General features: G+C 48.0%; 20 protein-coding genes, 1 pseudogene and 1 riboswitch. Of the genes and pseudogenes, 2 read left to right on the forward strand and 19 right to left on the reverse strand.

What is annotated here, in order from left to right:
* Positions 1-80 precede the first annotated feature (80 nt).
* Positions 81-1325 (reverse strand): TIGR01457 family HAD-type hydrolase, encoded by a 1245-nt coding sequence (locus ACTTK7_RS14090; protein WP_462868718.1) that lies wholly within the window; start codon positions 1323-1325, stop codon positions 81-83.
* Positions 1326-1481: 156 nt separating this feature from the next.
* Here ACTTK7_RS14090 and glpX point away from each other — a divergent pair, with 156 nt between their 5' ends.
* A complete protein-coding gene (glpX, locus tag ACTTK7_RS14095) occupies positions 1482-2453 on the forward strand; it encodes a class II fructose-bisphosphatase (protein ID WP_462868719.1) in 972 nt (323 codons plus the stop codon).
* A 26-nt stretch (positions 2454-2479) separates the two neighbouring features.
* Here glpX and ACTTK7_RS14100 read toward each other — a convergent pair whose 3' ends face one another.
* The 18 genes from ACTTK7_RS14100 to ACTTK7_RS14185 all read right to left on the reverse strand — a co-directional run bounded on the left by ACTTK7_RS14100 (position 2480) and on the right by ACTTK7_RS14185 (position 19108).
* Positions 2480-2800 (reverse strand): YutD family protein, encoded by a 321-nt coding sequence (locus ACTTK7_RS14100; RefSeq protein WP_462868720.1) that lies wholly within the window; start codon positions 2798-2800, stop codon positions 2480-2482.
* Between the two features lie 91 nt (positions 2801-2891).
* On the reverse strand, positions 2892-3815 hold the full coding sequence (gene lipA / locus ACTTK7_RS14105) for a lipoyl synthase (protein WP_462868734.1): 924 nt from the start codon (positions 3813-3815) through the stop codon (positions 2892-2894).
* A gap of 194 nt (positions 3816-4009) precedes the next feature.
* Entirely contained in the window at positions 4010-4114 is a 105-nt protein-coding gene (locus ACTTK7_RS14110) for a methionine/alanine import family NSS transporter small subunit (RefSeq protein ID WP_462868722.1), read from the reverse strand.
* Position 4115: 1 nt separating this feature from the next.
* Complete coding sequence (locus ACTTK7_RS14115) at positions 4116-5627, reverse strand: sodium-dependent transporter (protein ID WP_462868723.1); 1512 nt, start codon at positions 5625-5627, stop codon at positions 4116-4118.
* Between the two features lie 225 nt (positions 5628-5852).
* A complete protein-coding gene (locus ACTTK7_RS14120; RefSeq protein WP_462868724.1) occupies positions 5853-6341 on the reverse strand; it encodes a dihydrofolate reductase in 489 nt (162 codons plus the stop codon).
* Positions 6338-7132, reverse strand: a complete 795-nt coding sequence (locus ACTTK7_RS14125) for a thymidylate synthase (protein WP_462868725.1) — start codon at positions 7130-7132, stop codon at positions 6338-6340. The genes ACTTK7_RS14120 and ACTTK7_RS14125 overlap by 4 nt, the downstream gene beginning before the upstream one ends.
* 97 nt (positions 7133-7229) lie before the next feature.
* Positions 7230-8633: a bifunctional metallophosphatase/5'-nucleotidase gene (locus tag ACTTK7_RS14130; protein ID WP_462868726.1), complete on the reverse strand. Its 1404-nt coding sequence runs from the start codon at positions 8631-8633 to the stop codon at positions 7230-7232.
* Between the two features lie 76 nt (positions 8634-8709).
* Entirely contained in the window at positions 8710-9579 is an 870-nt protein-coding gene (locus tag ACTTK7_RS14135; protein WP_462868735.1) for a DUF72 domain-containing protein, read from the reverse strand.
* Positions 9580-9701: 122 nt separating this feature from the next.
* Positions 9702-11102 (reverse strand): Fe-S cluster assembly protein SufB, encoded by a 1401-nt coding sequence (gene sufB, locus ACTTK7_RS14140; RefSeq protein WP_022793934.1) that lies wholly within the window; start codon positions 11100-11102, stop codon positions 9702-9704.
* A gap of 69 nt (positions 11103-11171) precedes the next feature.
* Entirely contained in the window at positions 11172-11618 is a 447-nt protein-coding gene (gene sufU, locus ACTTK7_RS14145) for a Fe-S cluster assembly sulfur transfer protein SufU (RefSeq protein WP_091616365.1), read from the reverse strand.
* Positions 11605-12828 (reverse strand): cysteine desulfurase, encoded by a 1224-nt coding sequence (locus tag ACTTK7_RS14150; protein ID WP_462868728.1) that lies wholly within the window; start codon positions 12826-12828, stop codon positions 11605-11607. Before ACTTK7_RS14150 ends, sufU begins: the two co-directional genes overlap by 14 nt.
* A complete protein-coding gene (gene sufD / locus ACTTK7_RS14155; protein WP_462868729.1) occupies positions 12828-14138 on the reverse strand; it encodes a Fe-S cluster assembly protein SufD in 1311 nt (436 codons plus the stop codon). Before sufD ends, ACTTK7_RS14150 begins: the two co-directional genes overlap by 1 nt.
* 25 nt (positions 14139-14163) lie before the next feature.
* On the reverse strand, positions 14164-14952 hold the full coding sequence (sufC, locus tag ACTTK7_RS14160) for a Fe-S cluster assembly ATPase SufC (protein WP_091616359.1): 789 nt from the start codon (positions 14950-14952) through the stop codon (positions 14164-14166).
* 405 nt (positions 14953-15357) lie between these two features.
* Complete coding sequence (locus tag ACTTK7_RS14165; RefSeq protein WP_462868730.1) at positions 15358-16197, reverse strand: MetQ/NlpA family ABC transporter substrate-binding protein; 840 nt, start codon at positions 16195-16197, stop codon at positions 15358-15360.
* Between the two features lie 26 nt (positions 16198-16223).
* Positions 16224-16877, reverse strand: a complete 654-nt coding sequence (locus tag ACTTK7_RS14170; RefSeq protein WP_462868736.1) for a methionine ABC transporter permease — start codon at positions 16875-16877, stop codon at positions 16224-16226.
* Positions 16878-16884: 7 nt separating this feature from the next.
* Positions 16885-17904, reverse strand: coding sequence for a methionine ABC transporter ATP-binding protein (locus ACTTK7_RS14175; protein ID WP_462868731.1), 1020 nt, complete (start codon positions 17902-17904; stop codon positions 16885-16887).
* Between the two features lie 158 nt (positions 17905-18062).
* A riboswitch (SAM riboswitch) is annotated at positions 18063-18168 on the reverse strand.
* A 166-nt stretch (positions 18169-18334) separates the two neighbouring features.
* On the reverse strand, positions 18335-18718 hold the full coding sequence (gcvH, locus tag ACTTK7_RS14180; protein WP_322526345.1) for a glycine cleavage system protein GcvH: 384 nt from the start codon (positions 18716-18718) through the stop codon (positions 18335-18337).
* Positions 18719-18748: 30 nt separating this feature from the next.
* A complete protein-coding gene (locus tag ACTTK7_RS14185; RefSeq protein ID WP_462868732.1) occupies positions 18749-19108 on the reverse strand; it encodes an arsenate reductase family protein in 360 nt (119 codons plus the stop codon).
* Between the two features lie 439 nt (positions 19109-19547).
* Here ACTTK7_RS14185 and ACTTK7_RS14190 point away from each other — a divergent pair.
* Positions 19548-19738 (forward strand): annotated as a pseudogene (locus ACTTK7_RS14190) (ectoine hydroxylase); the annotation flags it as partial.

Below are 19738 nucleotides of genomic sequence, written 5' to 3' on the forward strand. Positions count from 1 at the left end.
TTTTAGGTAAACAAATGTCTTTCTATAAAGGACATTATAACGATATTATTTTCAACTCGCAACCATTACAGCAAAAAAAGCTATAGATAATCAGCCCACTCTGCCAGTGTTTCCACCTGGTAGGCAGGAGGAGTTTCCTTGCCAGCTGCTGCCTCTTTGCTGGTAACTCCCGTGTTCACATGAATTGTATCTATTCCTGCCCGTACTCCGGCGAGAATATCGGTATCATAATTGTCCCCGATTAACGCCACTTCGTCTTTGGCCAGGCCGAGCGCCTGCATCGCCATGTCCACCATAATAGGCTGTGGCTTGCCGATAAAGACCGGGTTTTTCTGCGCAGCTGTCGTAACGACTGAAGTGAGCGCCCCGTTGCCAGGATGAAAGCCCTGCTCAGTGGGAACAGCCACATCTTCATTAGTAGAAATAAACATGGCACCGCTTCGTACCGCTACTGTCGCTTTACTCAGTTTATCGTATGTAATGCTGCGGTCCATCCCCATTACGACGGCGTCCGGATTGGTTTCCGTAAGATGAAAGCCGTAATTCTCCAGCGCTTCCTGAAGTCCCTGCTCTCCAATTGCATACACCCTGGCAGAAGGCGCCTGCTCATATAAGTATCCGGCTGTCGCAAGAGACGTTGTCATCACCTGATCCGCTTCGCACTTCACTCCCATACCTGCCAGTCGTTCAGCCACTGTTTCGGGGGAGGAGGTGGAGTTGTTGGTCATATACAAATGCGGGACGCCTTTATCACGAAGCTGATTCACAAACCGCACAGCCTCCGGAATTGGTTCGCTGCCCCGGTACATCGTTCCGTCCAGATCAATTAAATATGCTTTATACTTTTTCATGGCCGTTCCCCTCCTCTGTTCCTTCGTATCCTTCTCCTCGGGCAGAAAGGCAGATACCGGCCCGAGCTCCTCCTCGAGATAATTTCTTACCGACGGGCTCACCTTCTCTACAGCAGGCTCCGCTTCCTCAAGCACCTGTCTGATTTCGGCGGATTCAATAGCTGTAAATTCCTGCACAAGTTTTTTCCGGAATGCCACCAGCGGTTTCAGCCGGCTGATCACTTCAGATTCGAGCACCCGTTCGTCTTCAAGGATATCGAGAATATCTTCATAGCTGCCCGGGTCCCTCATAATAAAACCATCAATCATCTGATTGCCGACATCTATCAGAGCCTCGATCCAGCCGTGCGCAAGTCTTTCGAGCGCCAGCTGCGTACCTGCTGTACTTTCCTCCCGGATCTGCTTATATATACGCCCGAGCTGCTCCATATACTGCAGACGGTCCTCAATTTGTTTTCGGTCTACAAAATACATTACCCTGCCTCCTTTTCTCATTTTCTATGGTAGCATATCTAACCGCTTCTGCAGATAAAACCATCGCTGAAGACGGCACATAAATGTGGTAAGATAGTTAAGCATTTTGCAAAATTTACATATGAATCTTCTTACAGGAAAGGATGAAATCTATTTATGGATAGAGAATTGGCGCTTGAAATTGTACGTGTTACAGAGGCTGCCGCCGTTTCTTCTGCCCAGTGGCTTGGACGTGGGAGAAAAATAGAAGCGGATGATGCTGCTACGACTTCGATGAGGTCCATGTTTGACTCCGTGCACTGCCGCGGAACGGTCGTTATCGGTGAAGGGGAACTCGACGAAGCACCTATGCTCTACATCGGAGAAGAAGTGGGAGACGGAGAAGGCCCTGAGGTTGATATTGCTGTCGACCCGCTCGAAGGAACAAACATCGTTGCCAGCGGCCGGGCCAACGCTGTCGCTGTCATTGCCATCGGAGACCGGGGCACACTTCTTCATGCGCCGGACATGTATATGGAAAAAATTGCAGTCGGACCAAAAGCTGCAGGGAACGTCCGCCTGGACGACCCGATTGAGACTACCATCGATACGATTGCTAAAACGAGCAACAAACGGGTCCGGGACGTCACGGTTATTATTCAGGACCGCGAGCGTCATCAGCAGCTCATCGACCGTGTCCGGGCCAAAGGCGCCCGGGTAAAACTCTTTGGGGACGGGGATGTAGGAGCTTCCATCGCAGCTGCGCTTCCGCGCACCGGCATTGATTTATTCCTTGGTACCGGCGGAGCTCCGGAAGGCGTCATCTCAGCTGCCGCTATTAAAGCACTCGGCGGGGACATGCAGGCCCGCCTTGTCCCCTCAGACGCAGAAGAAAAGGAGCGCTGCAGAGCCATGGGGATTACAGACACGAGCAAGGTGCTTCAGCTGTCTGACCTCGTTAAAGGAGACGATGCCATCTTCGCGGCCACCGGCGTTTCGAGCGGGGAACTGCTTGACGGCGTTCGTTTTCTTGGAGGGGATCTTGCCGAAACAGATTCCATCGTCATGCGGGCCAAAACCCGTACTGTCCGCTACATTAAAGCCCAGCATCACCTTGACTACAAACCCCACCTTCTTGCTGAAGAATAAATAAAAACCCCCGGCCCCGGGGGTTTTTACGTTACTGATTCTTCTGCTTCTTCCTGCGTCTCTTCCTTTTGCTCCTTACGAACCTTTTTTAATACAAAATAGGCACAGCCAAAATTACAGTACTCCAGCAAGTAATCTTCAAGGGTACCGATTTTAAAATCGTGGGGGACTTTTTTGCGGTCGTTTTCAAAGAAGCCGCGCATGCGGAGCTGCTCATGCCCCCAGTCCCCGACGACATAATCATACTTATTCAGCACTTCACTGTAACGCTCTTTAAACGCTTCTTCACTCCAGCCCTCCCGAAAATCTTCGAGCAGTTCATAACGCTGTCCCTGAACTTGAATCAATGAGCTCCCCTCCTTTGCTGAGCCTGGCCCTTCCAAAAGAAAAACCAGCGTCCGAAAAGAGGAACTGGTTTTTCCAGGGGCGGTCTCTCATTTATTGATACTTGCTTGCTTCCATTTGTACCTGTGCTTCGTTCACCTGCTCGTCAGCATGGTAGGAGGAACGGACAAGCGGTCCGGATTCACAGTGGCTGAACCCTTTTGTCATTGCAATGTCTTTCAGCTCCGCAAATTCCTCCGGCGTATAATATCTTTGTACTTTTAAATGCTTCTTCGTCGGCTGCAGATACTGCCCGATTGTCATAATATCAACGTCGTGTGCCCGCAGGTCATCCATAGCCTGAATGATTTCCTCTTTTGTTTCCCCGAGGCCGACCATAAGGCTCGATTTGGTTGGAATGTCCGGATGAAGCTCTTTGGAATACTGAAGGAAATCCAGGGAACGACGATATTTTGCGCGGGCGCGCACCCGCGGCGTCAATCGTTCCACTGTTTCAATGTTGTGGTTCAGGATGTTCGGTCTTGCTTCCATTAAAATATCCAGGTTTTCCGGGGTGCCGGACATGTCTGATGGAAGCACTTCGATTGTCGTGCCAGGGTTTTTCCGGCGGACTGCACGGATGGTTTCGGCAAATACTTCCGAGCCTCCGTCTTTAAGGTCGTCTCTTGCTACGGCTGTAATAACGACGTGCTTCAGCCCCATTTGTTCGACGGAATCCGCCACACGTTCAGGCTCGCCCCAGTCCAATTCGTTTGGAAGACCGGTTTTAACAGCGCAAAAACGGCAGCCGCGCGTACAGGTATCACCGAGGATCATGAATGTAGCCGTTTTTCTGACTGCCCAGCATTCGTGGATGTTCGGGCATCTGGCTTCTTCACATACCGTGTGAAGATTTTTCTCCCGCATCATTTTTTTCAGCCCTTTGTAGGACTCATTGGTGTTTAGTTTTATTTTCAGCCATTCCGGCTTGCGGACGTATTCTTCCGTTTTTGCCATGATGCTCTCACTCCCAGTTATGAATAATAAAAAGCCTGTTTGTACTCTATCTGTGGTATATGTTTGATTAGACTGGCCAGTTTTTACTGTTTTCCTTTATACTTTAACACGTTCCACAGTTTCAGACAATTCATAGAGGTCCTTCTTTACCACCCGCAAATCCGTCAGCAGACGAAAAAAAGCAGCCCGGCTTTTTTCTTCCGGACTGCTTCATTTTATTTTTGTTTCGAGGCTTTTTTTGCATTCAAAAGACTTGCTGCAAGACCGCCCCATATAATAACCATCCCTACGACCATTGTTATAATTGCTCCGGCTGTCAATTTACTCAGCCTCCTCTTTGGATAAGCCTTTCCAGCGTATGAGGGACATAATAACACCTGCCGCTAAAGCGGCCAGGGCCACAGCCCAACCGCTGACGAAAATAAATCCGTCTGTATACCCGGCGTAATTTCCATTTTCGGTATCAAACTGTTTTAAAATATTTTGCAGGAATAAATCAATCATCATGTAACCAAGCACAATTGGCGTGATGACACCAAGACATACCTTCCACCAGCCGCCAAGGCGGATATCAGAAATTGCGTTGACATGCTGTTGAAATTCCGGCAGCTTGCGGAGCACCCAGGCAATCAATACTACTTCCACCAGCCCGAGGAGAGCTACACCGAATTGGTTGATAAAGTAATCAGCCGCATCAAGAAAGTTCAGGCCGCCACGGGTCGCAAATATCAGGGAACACAGTGCCGCTGCACCGCCGCCGATACCGACTGCTTTCCCGCGCGTCCAGCCGAACTTTTCCTGCAGTCCTTTAATGTATGTTTCGGCGATAGAAATCAGTGATGACAATCCGGCCAGGGCGAGCGACAGGAAGAAAAGAACACCAAACAGGCCGCTGAGCGCCGGAAATTCACTGATAATCTGCGGAAAGACAACAAAGGCAAGTCCTACACCGCCGGCTACCACTTCTTCTACACCCACGTCCAGCTGCTGGGCCATAAACCCGAGAGCTGAAAAGACGCCAATCCCGGCCAGCAGCTCAAAGCTGGAGTTACTAAACCCGGTAATAAAGGCGTTGTTTGTAATGTCCGATTTTTTCGGCAGATAACTGGAATAGGTAATCATAATCGCAAAAGCGATTGATAAACTAAAGAAAATCTGCCCATATGCAGCTACCCAGACGCCCCCCTGGGTGAGCGCCCCGAAATCCGGTTCAAAGAAAGCCTGAAGCCCTTCTGCTGCGCCTGGAAGAGTAATCGCGCGGATACAGATGATAAGGAAGATAACGACCAGCGTCGGAATAAAAATCCGGTTCGCGAGTTCAATACCTCGCTGTACCCCTTTAAACAATATGCCGAGCGCGATCGCCCAGACGATGATTAACGGAATAAGCACTCCGATCGTCATACCGCCGAACTGCCCAGGAGCTGCCAGCTGCAGATAGTCATTAAACAAAAACGCTTCGGTGTCAGCCCCCCAGCTTAAATTGAAGGAAAAAACTGTGTAGGATAGTGACCAGGCGATGATAACAGGATAATATGTAGAAATAACAAATGCTACCGCCACGGCCCACCAGCCGATCCACTCCACATTTTTGTTCATTTTTGAATACGTTCTTGGTGCTGCGCTCCGGTATTTATGACCCATGGTAAATTCCATGATCAAAAGTGGAATACCTGCTGTCAGCAGCGCAAATAAATATGGGACAAAAAACGCGCCGCCCCCGTTTTCAAATGCCGTCGCCGGAAAGCGCCAGATGTTTCCGAGCCCGATCGCAGATCCGACTGCTGCCATAATAAAACCTGCACGCGTTCCCCATTGTTCTCTTGCAGCCATGAAGCGTCCTCCTTTTTGTCTGTTACATGACTATGTGAACATCTGCCGATGCACAACTTTTGTCTGATAATTCATTATATTTATCTTTCTTTGCCTTGTCAAAGTACATGAGGGAAAAGTTTTTTTGTAAGCGTTCTTTTATTTGCTGTTTTTGTTCTAATGCTGAGATAAATAAAATCATCCTGCCGCAACAAGAAAGCTGCGGCAGGACTTTTGAATGCTATATTAATTACTTTTTCGCCTGTAGGTTACATATCGGCGTGGATGCTTGTTTTTTTCATCCACGGGCCCTTCTTCCTTTTCAGCGATCTCCCATTCGGTTTCATTCCATTCCGGAAAATATGTATCTCCCGGAACATCGGCGTCAATATGGGTCAGATACATATAAGAAGCGTCCGGCAGCAGTTCTGTAAAAACGCCGCTGCCTCCAATAACGTAGTAAAGCTTTTCTTCTCCGGCGAGCCGGCGGATTTCTTCAATATCGTTCACCACCTGAGCGCCTTCGTGCGACCAGTCCGTATTACCTGTAATAACGATATTAGTGCGTGATGGGAGCGGCCCGTTCATCGATTCAAACGTTTTCCTCCCCATAATAACGGTCCCGTGCTTTGTTACCTGCTGAAAATGTTTCAGGTCAGCAGGAAGATGCCAGGGGAGGTCATTTTTATATCCGATCACCCGGTTGTTTGCGACTGCAGCTACAAATGCGATCATACAGACACCTCTCCTTTGATATGGGGATGCGGGTCGTACCCTTCGAGGGAAAAATCATCAATGGTAAAATCAAAAATGGAATCCACATTCCGCGTGATTTTCATTTCCGGAAGGCTTCGCGGCTCGCGCTCAAGCTGAGTTTTAATTTGTTCCACGTGGTTGTTATAAATATGAGCATCCCCAAATGTATGAATAAACTCTCCGGGCTCAAGATCACATACGTGCGCGATCATTTGCGTTAAAAGAGCATACGAAGCAATGTTAAACGGCACGCCGAGAAAAATATCTGCACTCCGCTGGTAGAGCTGGCATGACAGCTTTCCGTCCTGGACGTAGAACTGGAACAGGCAGTGGCACGGAGCAAGCGCCATATCTTCGATTTCTGCTGCATTCCAGGCGCTGACGATCAGTCTCCTTGAGTCCGGATTTGTCTTGATCGCTTCCACCACGTCAGAAATCTGGTCTACCGTTTTTCCTCCTGCTCCTTCCCATGACCGCCACTGTTTGCCGTAGACCGGTCCTAAATTGCCCTCTTCGTCTGCCCAGGCGTCCCATATTTTTACTTTATTTTCTTTTAGGTAGGCAATGTTCGTTTCGCCCTGTAAAAACCAAAGCAGCTCATGAATAATGGAACGCAGATGCAGCTTTTTTGTGGTGATCACCGGGAAGCCCTGCTGCAGGTCAAAGCGCATCTGCCACCCAAAGGTGCTGATTGTTCCTGTGCCGGTTCTGTCATCCTTCTTTCCGCCGTTTTCAAGTACATGACGGCAGAGATCTAAGTATTGTTTCACGTTTTTGCCTCCCTATGTTTTTACTTCAATTACCACATGACAGAAGCACCTTCAAGCTTAACATCTGGCTGAATGCTTTCCATCTGTAGGTGGTTCATCAGGATCCGGCCGTATACTGCTTTACCAGCACATCGGCCAGAATGTCCCGCATCATTTCCGGCATATAGTATTGCTTCGACTCTGCGTTGGACAAGCCGGTGTACAACGGACCGAGTGTGAACATATCAAGTGTGGCCAGCTCATACGTTTCTTCGTGATCAAGCAATTCGTGTCCGATGCGGATACTCTGCACCGTCCACTCCCCGTATTCGTAGTCCGCTTCTATCTGCATGCCACTGAATACCATGTGGCCAAGCATCTCCCCGCGGAAGCCAAAGCCCTTCAGCGGCAGACGGATCATTTCCTCTGTAAAAGCTTTTTTCACTACCTCTTCAAGCACATGCCCTTTTACTGCCACTACACAGGGGTTAATCGGATGAGGACACAGGCGGTGAATATCTTTTTTCGTCACCGGCCCTGCTGGCAGCGAATGAAGCAGCAGTCCTGAATTCAGCATGGATATTTCCGTTTTGCACCACTCCCGCAGCCCATCGGCAAGCAGCGAGGCAAATGGAGACTCCTGAGTCCACGAGACAGATAACGGCTCTGCAATTTCTGTCACTACTTCATTCATGTCTTTATCTGCTTCGTCCTCGAGCGCTCCCAGAAGCCTTTCAGTGATTGGGGAAGGCTTTATCCTGCGCATATCCACCGTTCTGCCAGCAATGCCGGAGAGGCGCTGCGCATCCCCTTCAAACAGGAGCTCGAGCTCCCCTGCGTGCGTACCAAATTTTCCGCACTGTGTAATTAATGTATTCTCCACCCACTCCGGCTCTTCAAGCAGGTGGTGGGTGTGCGCTCCCAAAATAACATCAAAATCATAGGAGGAAGCGAGCTCCAAATCCTTTGGATAGCCCAGGTGCGACATTAAAATCATTACGTCCGACTGTTCCCGGAGCTCAGGCAGAAATGCTTCTATCACGTTCTCCGGGTCTGTAATTTTCCAGTCCAGCCCTTCATAAAACGGATAAAAAGGAACGGTTACCCCGAGCAGGCCGATCCGTACCCCTTCTTTTGTCGTATGGATACTATATGGCTCCGCCCAGCCTGGACGGCGGCCATCGGCATCAAACAAGTTGGCCAGAAGCACCTGAAATCCGGCTTCATCGTACATATGATTCAGCTCTTCTTTTGCAAATGTGATGCCTTCATTGTTTCCAACCGCAGCATACTGAATGCCAGCTTCATTCATCAGCTCCACGTTTCCTTTTCCCCGTGTAGCTTCTGTGACGGCGTGCACCCGGTCAGTGTGATCCCCGAGATCCAGAAGAAGGACTGACTCCCCCCGGTCCTGCCGGTATTTTTCCCGTTCTTTTAAATATGCTGCTGTTCGTGTCCATTGGTCCAAATCGCTGTGAATGTCGTTAGTGTGGTACAGGTAAACAGAAAAACTGGAGGACAACAGGTCTCACCGCCTTTGTGCTCGTTTCCACATGCTGAGGTGCGAAAACGAGTGCATTTCATCTTCTTTTATCTTACTACGAATCACGGGGCTCGTCATTAAAGAGCGAGGTTTGTTTTGGAGTAAGCCCTTCGTATTCTATACCGGAAAGCTCGAGCAGCCGGCGCGCGTTCGGGGCTGCATGGCGCTCGGAATTATTATTAAAAATCATGTACACGTCGCTGCTTTCCTTCTGCAGCCTTTCTGCCCGTTCCTGCCATTCCTGAAGCTCTGCATCGGAATAGTTATAACGGTAGCGCACCTTGCGCCACTCCTGCCCCCGTGCCGGCTTCAGCCACGCGTTCTTGTCACGGCCGTGCAGACGAATTAACGTTTTGGAAGACGTGGTGGCCTCCTCCACAATCGGCACCGATCCGCCTTCGATCTGTGGTTCATCCACCACGGAATGGATCCAGTCTTCATTTTTCATGAATTCGAGCGTTTTTTCCCGGAAGGTCGGATCGAACCATGATTCATGGCGGAACTCAAGGGCGCAGGGGAATTCGTGCAGCTGGTCTCTCAAGTAGCGGAGATAGTCCACATTTTCCCGGTTGCATTCAAACCAGGGTGGAAACTGGCACAGCACCATTGCCAGCTTGCCTGCTTCTTTCATCGGACGTACCGACAGGGCGTACTGCTCAAACATTTCCTTTTTTGATTCATATTTACTCGGGCCACGCTGGTGCCCGGTCATTTCCTGATAGGCCTTCATAATAAATTGAAACGAATCCGGCGTCTCCCGGAGCCATTTATCAATGTTTTTCTTCGGCTGAATAGCGTAGAAGGAAGAATCCACTTCTACCGTGGGGAAATATTTACTGTATTCCTTCAGCTTGTCAGTCTGCTTTAATCCTTTTGGATAAAGGGAGTCATGGTCTCCCCAGCCGGTTAAACCAACATATATCATCATTTATTCACCTCCCTTTTCTTTTCACGTTCTTCCTTAAAATAAAACAAAAAAACTGCCCTTTTTAGAGCAGTAACAGCTCTTTAAAGGACAGTTCCTATTTTTCGCGAAGGGCAGGGAAATTAACCGATCGAGCCTTCCATTTCAAAGCTGATCAAACGGTTCATTTCTACAGCATATTCCATTGGCAGTTCTTTTGTGAACGGCTCAATGAAGCCCATAACGATCATTTCAGTTGCTTCCTGTTCACCAACGCCGCGGCTCATCAGATAGAAGAGCTGCTCTTCCGATACTTTCGAAACCGTTGCTTCGTGTTCAAGAGCAATGTTGTTGTTATAAATTTCGTTGTACGGAATCGTATCCGAAGTGGATTCGTTATCCATAATCAACGTATCACATTCGATTTTCGATTTGGAACCGTCGGACTTACGTCCAAAGTTCGCAATACCGCGGTACGTTACTTTTCCGCCCTGTTTCGAAATGGATTTCGAAACGATGGTGGAAGAACAGTTTGGAGCCAGGTGCATTACTTTTGCGCCTGCATCCTGGTGCTGACCGCGTCCGGCGATAGCGATGGAAAGAACGGTGCCTTTTGCACCTTCACCGCGCATAATAATCGATGGATATTTCATCGTCAGTTTAGAACCGATGTTACCGTCAACCCATTCCATGGTGGCGCCTGCATCGGCAACTGCCCGTTTTGTTACGAGGTTGTAAACGTTTGGCGCCCAGTTTTGGATGGTTGTATAACGGCAGTACGCATCCTTTTTCACGATGATCTCAACAACGGCACTGTGCAGGGAATCCGTGGAGTAAACTGGTGCGGTACACCCTTCCACATAGTGCACGGAGCTGCCTTCGTCTGCAATGATCAGCGTACGCTCAAACTGTCCCATGTTTTCCGAGTTAATCCGGAAATAAGCCTGAAGCGGCGTTTCTACTTTTGCACCTTTTGGTACATAGATAAAGGAGCCGCCGGACCATACTGCGGAGTTAAGCGCCGAGAATTTGTTGTCAGACGGCGGAATAACTTTTCCGAAGTGCTCACGGAACAATTCTTCGTTTTCCTTCACTGCTGTATCTGTGTCTTTAAACACGATACCCTGATCTTCAAGCTCTTTTTCCATGTTGTGATATACAACTTCGGATTCGTACTGTGCAGAAACCCCTGCTAGATACTTTTGCTCCGCTTCCGGAATACCGAGCTTGTCGAATGTGTTTTTGATTTCTTCCGGCACTTCGTCCCATGATTTTTCGGAACGCTCTGACGGTTTTACGTAATACGTAATAGCGTCAAAGTCCAGTCCGGAGAGATCGCCGCCCCATTGCGGCATTGGTTTTTTATAGAAGATTTCCAGCGATTTCAGACGGAAGTCGAGCATCCACTGCGGCTCTTCTTTAATTTTAGAAATTTCTTTTACAATTTCGTCTGTGAGGCCTTTACCAGAACGGAAAATGGAAACGTCTTTGTCATGAAAACCATACTGATAATCTTCACCAATTTCCGGCATTTGTTTTGCCATATGAAAATACCTCCTTAGAGTCGGGAATACATATTGTCATTCCCGCTGCGTTTCAAGCGCCTTACTGTATTATGAACGGTTTTCTTCTTCCACTAACCCTTTTTCCATGGCTTTCCACGCAAGTGTCGCGCATTTAATCCGGGCAGGAAACTTCGTTACGCCCTGCAGAGCTTCGATATCGCCAAGGTCGTATTTCGTATCGTCGATTTCTTCGCCCTGCATTAATTGCGAAAACATCTGCGCCATATCCAGTGCTTCTTCGACAGTATGGCCTTTGACAGCCTCTGTCATCATCGAAGCGGAGGACAAGCTGATCGAGCAGCCTTCCCCGACAAACCTTGCATCGGCGATTTTTTCTTCTTCCACCTTCAGCTGAAGCTGAATGCGGTCGCCGCAAGTTGGATTGTTCATGTTGACATGAAGTGTTTCTTCCTCCAGGTCACCTTTGTTTCTCGGATTTTTATAGTGATCCATGATGACCTGGCGGTAAAGTGTATCTAAATTATGCGAAGACATCACCGAAATACTCCTTTACTCTTATTAACCCCTCTGCCAAAGCATCAATATCTTCTGTGGAGTTATAAAGATAAAAACTGGCACGGGCGGTAGAAGCTACATCAAGCCACTTCATTAACGGCTGGGCACAGTGATGGCCCGCACGTACCGCAATGCCTTCCGCGTCGAGCACGGTGGCAACATCATGCGGATGCACGTCCTGCACATTGAATGTCACAATGCCAGTGCGTTCCTTCGGTCCGTATATATCCAGGCCGTCCACCGCCGATAACTGCTTCAGCGCGTATTGGCCGAGCTCTTTCTCATGAGCAGCAATGTTATCCAGGCCTATCTCTTTCAGGAAATCAATTGCTGCCCCTAAACCAATAGCACCAGCAATGATCGGTGTGCCCCCCTCAAACTTCCACGGGGTTTCCTTCCATGTTGAATCATACAGCCCTACAAAGTCAATCATTTCGCCGCCAAATTCTACCGGCTCCATATTTTCCAGGAGAGATTTTCTGCCATAGAGCACTCCGATACCGGTTGGACCGCCCATTTTATGACCCGAAAAGGCGTAAAAGTCCACATCCAGATCCTGCACGTCCACCATCATATGCGGCACGCTCTGCGCCCCGTCCACGACGATAACCGCTCCGTGTTCATGGGCGATAGCAGCAATATCTTTAATGGGGTCAACCGTGCCAAGTACGTTTGATACGTGACTGACCGCCACAATTTTTGTTTTTTCGGAAACGGCCTTACGTACATTTTCTGCCGTTACCGTTCCGTCTGCTTCAAGCTCCACGTACCGGAGATGGGCCCCGTTACGTTTTGCCGCCTGCTGCCACGGAATAATATTGGAATGATGTTCTTTTTCAGTGAGGACGATTTCATCGCCTTCCTGCAGATGAGCATCCCCGTAACTCAAGGCTACGGTATTGATGCCGACAGTTGTACCACGGTTGAAAATGATCTGCTGAGAGGAAGGAGCGTTGATGAAGGAACGGACTTTTTCCCGCGCCCCTTCGTACTCATCCGTTGCCATGCTCCCAAGCGTATGCACGCCGCGGTGAACGTTTGAATTATAACGGCGGTAATAATCACTGACCGCTTCAATTACCTGCAGCGGCTTCTGGGAAGTCGCCGCCGAGTCAAGATAGACAAGCGGACTTCCGTTTACTTCCTGCTGCAGTATGGGAAACTGTTCACGAATGGCTTTTACATCCATTAATACACTTTCCTTTCGATAACCTCCGTCAGGCGATCTTTCACAGCTTGAATTGGCAGCGCGTCTACTACTGGAGCAAGGAAGCCGTGAATAATCAGGCGTTCTGCTTCTGTCTTCGGAATACCGCGGCTCATCATGTAGTAAAGCTGAACCGGATCAACACGGCCTACAGAAGCTGCGTGGCCGGCCGTAACGTCGTCCTCATCAATAAGAAGAATCGGGTTCGCATCGCCGCGGGCACGTTCACTGAGCATGAGCACACGCTCGGTCTGCTCTCCGTTCGCTTTTGTCGCTCCGTGTTCAATTTTGTTAACGCCGTTGAAGATGGCGGAAGCTTTGTCTTTCATAACGCCGTGAGTCAAAATCTGGCCATCTGTATTTTTACCAAACTGGATAATATGGGCCCAGAAGTTCTGGCTCTGCTCTCCGCGTCCGATAGCCACAGATTTTTTGTCAGAAGTTGAACCATCGCCTACAAGTGCAGTTGTATTGTCCGATACCGTGTTCCCTTCGTTCATCTGGCCGAGGGCCCAGTCGATGCTTGCGTCTTTGAGCGCGTAGCCGCGGCGGTTGGTGTAAACCGTGGTCGCTTTCTCTAAGTGGTCCACGCCGCCAAAGGAAACGTTCGCGCCTTCTTCTGCATAAACCTCTGCAATCGCATTAACAACGGAAGGCGTCTCTGTATCATAGGAAACGTAGTTTTCAAGGTACGTCACTTCACTGTTCGCTTCGGCTACAATAACCACGTGGTTGAACAGTCCCATATCTGCCTGTTCGAGCCAGTAGATTGTTTGAAGCGGGGCCTCCACCTTTACGTTTTTCGGCACGTAGATGAATGTTCCCCCGTTCATAAGCGCTACGTTCAGCGCTGTAAAGCGGTGCTCATCCACCTGTACGGCGTTGCCCATGAAATAACGCTCAAGAAGATCTCCGTGCTCAATAGCCGCCGTTGCAATATCCGTGAAAATAACACCCTGTTCTTCAAGCGTGCTGCTTGCTTCATAAAGGACGGTCTGGCCGTCTCTTTGCACGAGCAGATTCTGCTGTGCAGCGGTTTTATCGATAAGCCCCTGCACCTGTTCGTGCAGTTCGTCAGACGAAGAAAAACTTTCCTTCGGAGTGCCTTCGTGTTCAAACTCGGTAAAGTTCCACGTTTTAATGTTCGTTTTTTCCGGCTTAGGCATTTCCAGCTTTTCTGCTAAACGGCTGGCGCTTAGCCGCTGGTCCTTCAGCCATTTTGGTTCATTCTGTTTAGTCGAGAAATCTTCAACGTATTTCTCGTCATATTTCCAAGTAGTATCTATAGACATTATTTCGCCTCCCCTGCTGTTAAAATTATTCCTGTGGTTCCCCAACGCGTTCGTTTTCAATGCCGAGTTCTTCCTTAATCCACTCATAGCCTTCGCTTTCGAGACGCTGAGCCAATTCGGCGCCGCCGGATTTTACGATGCGTCCCTGCATCATGACGTGTACTTTATCCGGAGTAATGTAGTTCAAGAGACGCTGATAGTGAGTGATGATTAAGGCGCCAAAATCCGGGCTTTTCATGTCATTCACGCCTTTGGAAACGACTTTGAGAGCATCGATATCAAGCCCGGAGTCGATTTCGTCCAGGATGGCGATTTTTGGTTCCATCATGAGAAGTTGAAGAATTTCGTTACGCTTTTTTTCACCGCCGGAGAACCCTTCGTTTAAGTAACGCTGGGAGAACGATTCGTCAATTTCAAGCATGTTCATTTTTTCATCCATCTGGCGGATAAATTTCATCAGTTGGATTTCGTTTCCTTCTCCGCGCTTAGCGTTAATGGCCGAACGCATGAAGTCAGAGTTTGTTACACCGCTCACTTCACTAGGATACTGCATGGCGAGGAATAGGCCTGCTCTTGCACGCTCGTCAACTTCCATATCGAGGACGTCTTCTCCGTCAAGAGTGATAGTCCCTTTAGTGATTTCATACTTCGGGTGACCCATTACTGCAGAAGCAAGGGTGGATTTACCTGTTCCGTTTGGTCCCATGATTGCGTGAATTTCTCCACCGTTCATTTCCAGATCGAAACCTTTGATGATTTCAGTACCTTCAATTTCCACGTGCAAATTCTCAATTTTCAAGTTCGGCGTTGCCATTTTGCATACCTCCATATTTTGGAATCAAGCGGAAACCGCTGTTTTTTCTCTATTTATTATAATTATTATTTTATAACAAATGTAAACTGACTTCAAGCAAACTCGCTTTCTATCCCGATATATTTCATTTTTTTGCTACTATATGGCAAAAAAGCACACAGGAAATAAATGAGAATACCTCCTCTTCATTCTCAATAAAAGCGTTCATACAAAAAGGAGGGCACCTATACAAACCATTTGCAGGAATGACCCTCCCTATTCAATGCTTTTCTTCATTCACTCTTACAGTATACCAAACCTCACCGAGAAGTAAAAAAGGAAAAACTTTTTCAATGAAGATTCTCTTCTATTTTTCTCCCAAGGTAAAAAGCCGGACTCATTAAACGAGTCCGGCTTTGACCGCTATTACTGCTCTGCAGGAATGACGGCTCCGTCATATTCTTCTTCAATAAATTCCTGGGTCTCATCCGACTGCAGTACTTCTACAAGCGTCTGAATTGTTTCATTGTCTTCATCCTCTGCCCGTGCTGCTATCACATTCACATACGGGTTATCTTCCGGACTTTCAAGCGCAATGGCATCCTCCTGAGGGGTCAGCTCTGCATCAATTGCATAGTTGGAATTGATGAATACGGCATCCCCTTCACCATTATTGTACACCTGCGGAAGCGTAGCTGCATCAATGTCTGCCTGGAACTGCAGATCTTTCGGATTTTCGGCAATATCATCCACTGTCGCTTCAACGCCGGCACCTTCTTCAAGCGTGAGCATGCCTTCCTGCTCAAGCATCTGCAGAATCCGGCCGTGGTCTGCAACCGAGTTACTCATAATTATTTCCGCTCCATCCGGAAGGGCATCAAGGCTGTCATACTCCTGGGAATAAACACCGATCGGCTCGATGTGAATGCCGCCCATATTAACGAAGTCAAACTCTTCATTTTCCTCCATTTGGTCTTCAAGGTACGGAATATGCTGAAAATAGTTCGCATCAATTTCTTCCGAAGCAAGTGCTTCGTTCGGAACAATATAGTCATTGAACGTTTCGATCTCAAGCTCTACATTTTCTTCTGCCAGCTGATCTTCGGCAAATTCCAGAATTTCTGCGTGCGGCACACTTGTGGCACCGACGGTAAGCGTCTGTGTTTCTTCTTCCCCGGAAGAGCTGCCGCCTGACTCTGAATCAGAGCCGCAGGCTGCCAGCACTGTAGCGGAAAGTAATGAAACGCCGAGTAGTGTTTTTTTCATGAAAAAATCCCCCATTAGTATAATAATTATCGTTTATCTATCTGTCTTGTCCAAATATCGCCAATCCACTGCAGAATAAACACAATCACGAGAATCAGCACTGTAGCAACAAATACCACTTCATTGTTGCTGCGCTGGAACCCTTCCTGATACGCAAGGTTCCCGAGGCCTCCGCCGCCTACAACTCCCGCCATGGCAGTATAGCTTACCAGCGTAATACCAGTCACGGTGATGCCGGAAATTAAGGACGGCAGCGCTTCAGGCAGAAGCACTTTTTGAATAATCTGCCACTGGCTCGCTCCCATCGCCTGCGAGGCTTCAATAACACCCTTGTCCACTTCTCTCAGTCCAATCTCCACCAGGCGGGCATAAAACGGAGCTGCGCCGATAATCAGTGCCGGCAGTGCTGCGCTCGGCCCTAGCATCGTACCAAGCAGGAAGGTTGTAAACGGAATAAGCAGAATGATCAGAATGATAAATGGAATAGAGCGGAAAATATTAACGATCGCTGCTGTCACCGTGTGCACCGGCTTGTTTTCCCACATATTTCCTTTATCTGTTAAATACAGCAGAACACCGAGTATTGTACCCAGTAAAAATGTGGCAGCAACCGCAATCAGGCTCATATAGACGGTTTCCCACGTAGCGATCCACATGTTTTCCCAATTGATTTCTTCCATCCATGTGTTAAGCACGCTCCATCACCTCTGCTTCTATTTCTTCTTCGCGGAGGTAGGCCAGCGCTTTGTCGATTTCCCCGCTGCTGCCTTTGATGCGGATAAACAGGGAACCATAGCTGCCACGCTGCGTCTGGGAAATTTTCCCCTGAATAATATTTACATCCACGTCAAACTGGCGGATGACTTTGGAAATAAACGGCTGCTCGGCTTTGTTTTCCAAAAACTTCAGCTGGACAACCGTACCGTTTTCTTCTTCATTAAATACAATTTCCGAAGCATCTTCCTCCGGCTCCGTAATCTGACGGACAAATTCTTTCGTCATATGCTCCTTCGGATTCCGGAATACCTGGAGCACAGGCCCTTCTTCCACCACTCTGCCGCTTTCCATTACCGCCACCCGGTGACAGATTTTACGGATTACGTGCATTTCGTGCGTGATCAGCACAATGGTAAGCCCCAGTTTTTTATTTATATCTGTAAGCAGGGCAAGAATAGAATCTGTTGTTTTCGGATCCAGCGCCGATGTCGCTTCGTCACACAGCAGCACCTTTGGGTTATTCGCCAGAGCTCTCGCAATACCGACTCTCTGCTTCTGTCCGCCGCTCAGCTGGGAAGGATAAGAGTCCTCCCGGCCTTCAAGACCGACAAGCTTCACCAGCTCCTGCACCCGTCTGCTTCGTTCCTGCTTTGACTGTTTTGCGATTTCGAGCGGAAACGCAATATTTTCTGCTACCGTCCGGGACCACAACAGGTTAAAGTGCTGGAATACCATGCCTATTTCCTGACGCGCACTGCGCAGGGACTGCCCTTTCAGAGAAGTAATGCTTTCCCCTTCAATGGTTACTTCACCACTGGTAGCCGTTTCCAGCTTATTTAACAGCCTCACAAGCGTACTTTTGCCTGCACCGCTGTAGCCGATAATTCCGAAAATTTCTCCTTCATCAATAGAAAGGTTGACGTTATCTACAGCGGTAACAGTTTGTGTTTTTGTCTGAAAGGCTTTGGATAAATCTTTTAATTGGATCATACCGCTCTCTCCTTCATCGCCTTTCTTTATCTTTATTAAAACGATGTAAATAGTATGTTTTAAATCTTCATGATTCCGGTAATTATTCTTTTTCCATAACAGACTATAAAGAAAAAACCCTTCTGCACACGAGCAGAAAGGTTTTAAGGGATCCTTTCCACTCATCTTGCAGACGTTTGCCTGCAGGAATTGGCACCATGTCTGCCTATGCAGACTGGTTGCCGGGTTTCACAGGGCCAGCCCCTCCACCTCTCTTGATAAGTGAACGATGATTATCCGTTCATATTTGACGATGCTATTGATAATAGCACCTTTACCTATAAGCGTCAACCTTTAGTATTTATCCCTGAAAAGCTGAAAAGCAGGCAGGTGGAAACCGCTCATGAAAAGAAGCTGCCCTCTCAGAGGGCAGCTTCTATGTACATCAGTATTAATCGTCGCTTACCATGTCCGAATACTGTGCCGGTGACATAAGGTCATCCAATTCACTTTCATTGGAGGGCTCCACAACGATCATCCAGGCCTTTTCATATGGAGATTCGTTGACGAACTCAGGAGAATCATCCAGGTTTTCGTTAACTTCTACGACTTTTCCTGTAACCGGGGCATAAAGCTCTGATACCGTTTTAACAGATTCCACACTCCCGAATGGCTCACCGGCCTCGAGTTCATCCCCGACTTCCGGAAGCTCTACGAATACAATATCGCCAAGCTCGGACTGGGCAAAATCCGTGACACCGACGCGAAGACGGCCGTCTTCTTTTTTCACCCATTCATGTTCTTCTGAATATAAAAGTTCATCTGGTACACTCATACACAATCTTCCTCCTTCAAATGAATACTATTACGCTTTCCACTTTTCCTCAAAAACTGGTTCCTTAAACCCGAGGGTAACACTCTCGCCGTTTGTCACAATAGGCCTTTTTAAAAGCATTCCGTCGGAGGCGAGCCATTCCAGAATCTCTTCTTCAGATGCTTCCGGCAGCCGGGTTTTCAGGTCCATTTCCCGGTACTTCTTCCCACTTGTGTTAAAGAATTGCTTCCACTCAAGACCTTCCCGGTCCTTCCATGTCTTTAATTCTTTTTTCGAGGGCGGTTGTTCCACAATATGATACTCGTCAAAAGAAATATTCTCTGCTTCCAGCCACTTTTTTGCTTTGCCGCATGTACTGCACGGGGGATACCCGTAAAAAGTAAGTGCCAATGCCGAGCCTCCTCCATACGCTTTCTTCCCTCTTATTGTAGCGGAAACCCTCCTCGTTGGAAAGTTTCATTTTACTTTTTGATGCAGGGAGAAGCCTTTAATACCTTATTTAGATAAAGAAATGAATTCAAAAGCAAATGCAGCTGTTCATATTTTGACCGATGAGGTTCAGAAGGATAATTCCTATTCGGAAGCACCCGGCAAATCAGAAAGTATACGAATATATACCAAGTGACTCAAGGATTATGTTAACGCTTAAAAAAGTAAATTTTTTTAATATGCTTACAATACGCATCATATCCGGCCTGGAAGTTTTCCTTCTTATTTAATTATTTAAAATTTTTCGTTTCTAATGTTTATTCCTTTTTAAGCCGGGAATGTGTCTGACTGACTGAGGATTTAAATCCTTGGTTAAAATATAAAGGAGGTATTTGCAACAATGGCAGTCGATAAATATCCATCCAGACAAGGCGATCATAAGGAAATCATGGACCGGAAGGATCCGGTAGTTCACGGAAGCGCCGGCTATGATGGCCCGTTGCAGCAGAAGGAACTGGACTTTTACGACGAGAACGGCTACCTCATGCTTCAGAAGCTGTTTACCGATGAGGAAGTCGCGATGATGAAGCG

The organism is Marinococcus tarijensis (assembly GCF_054971385.1).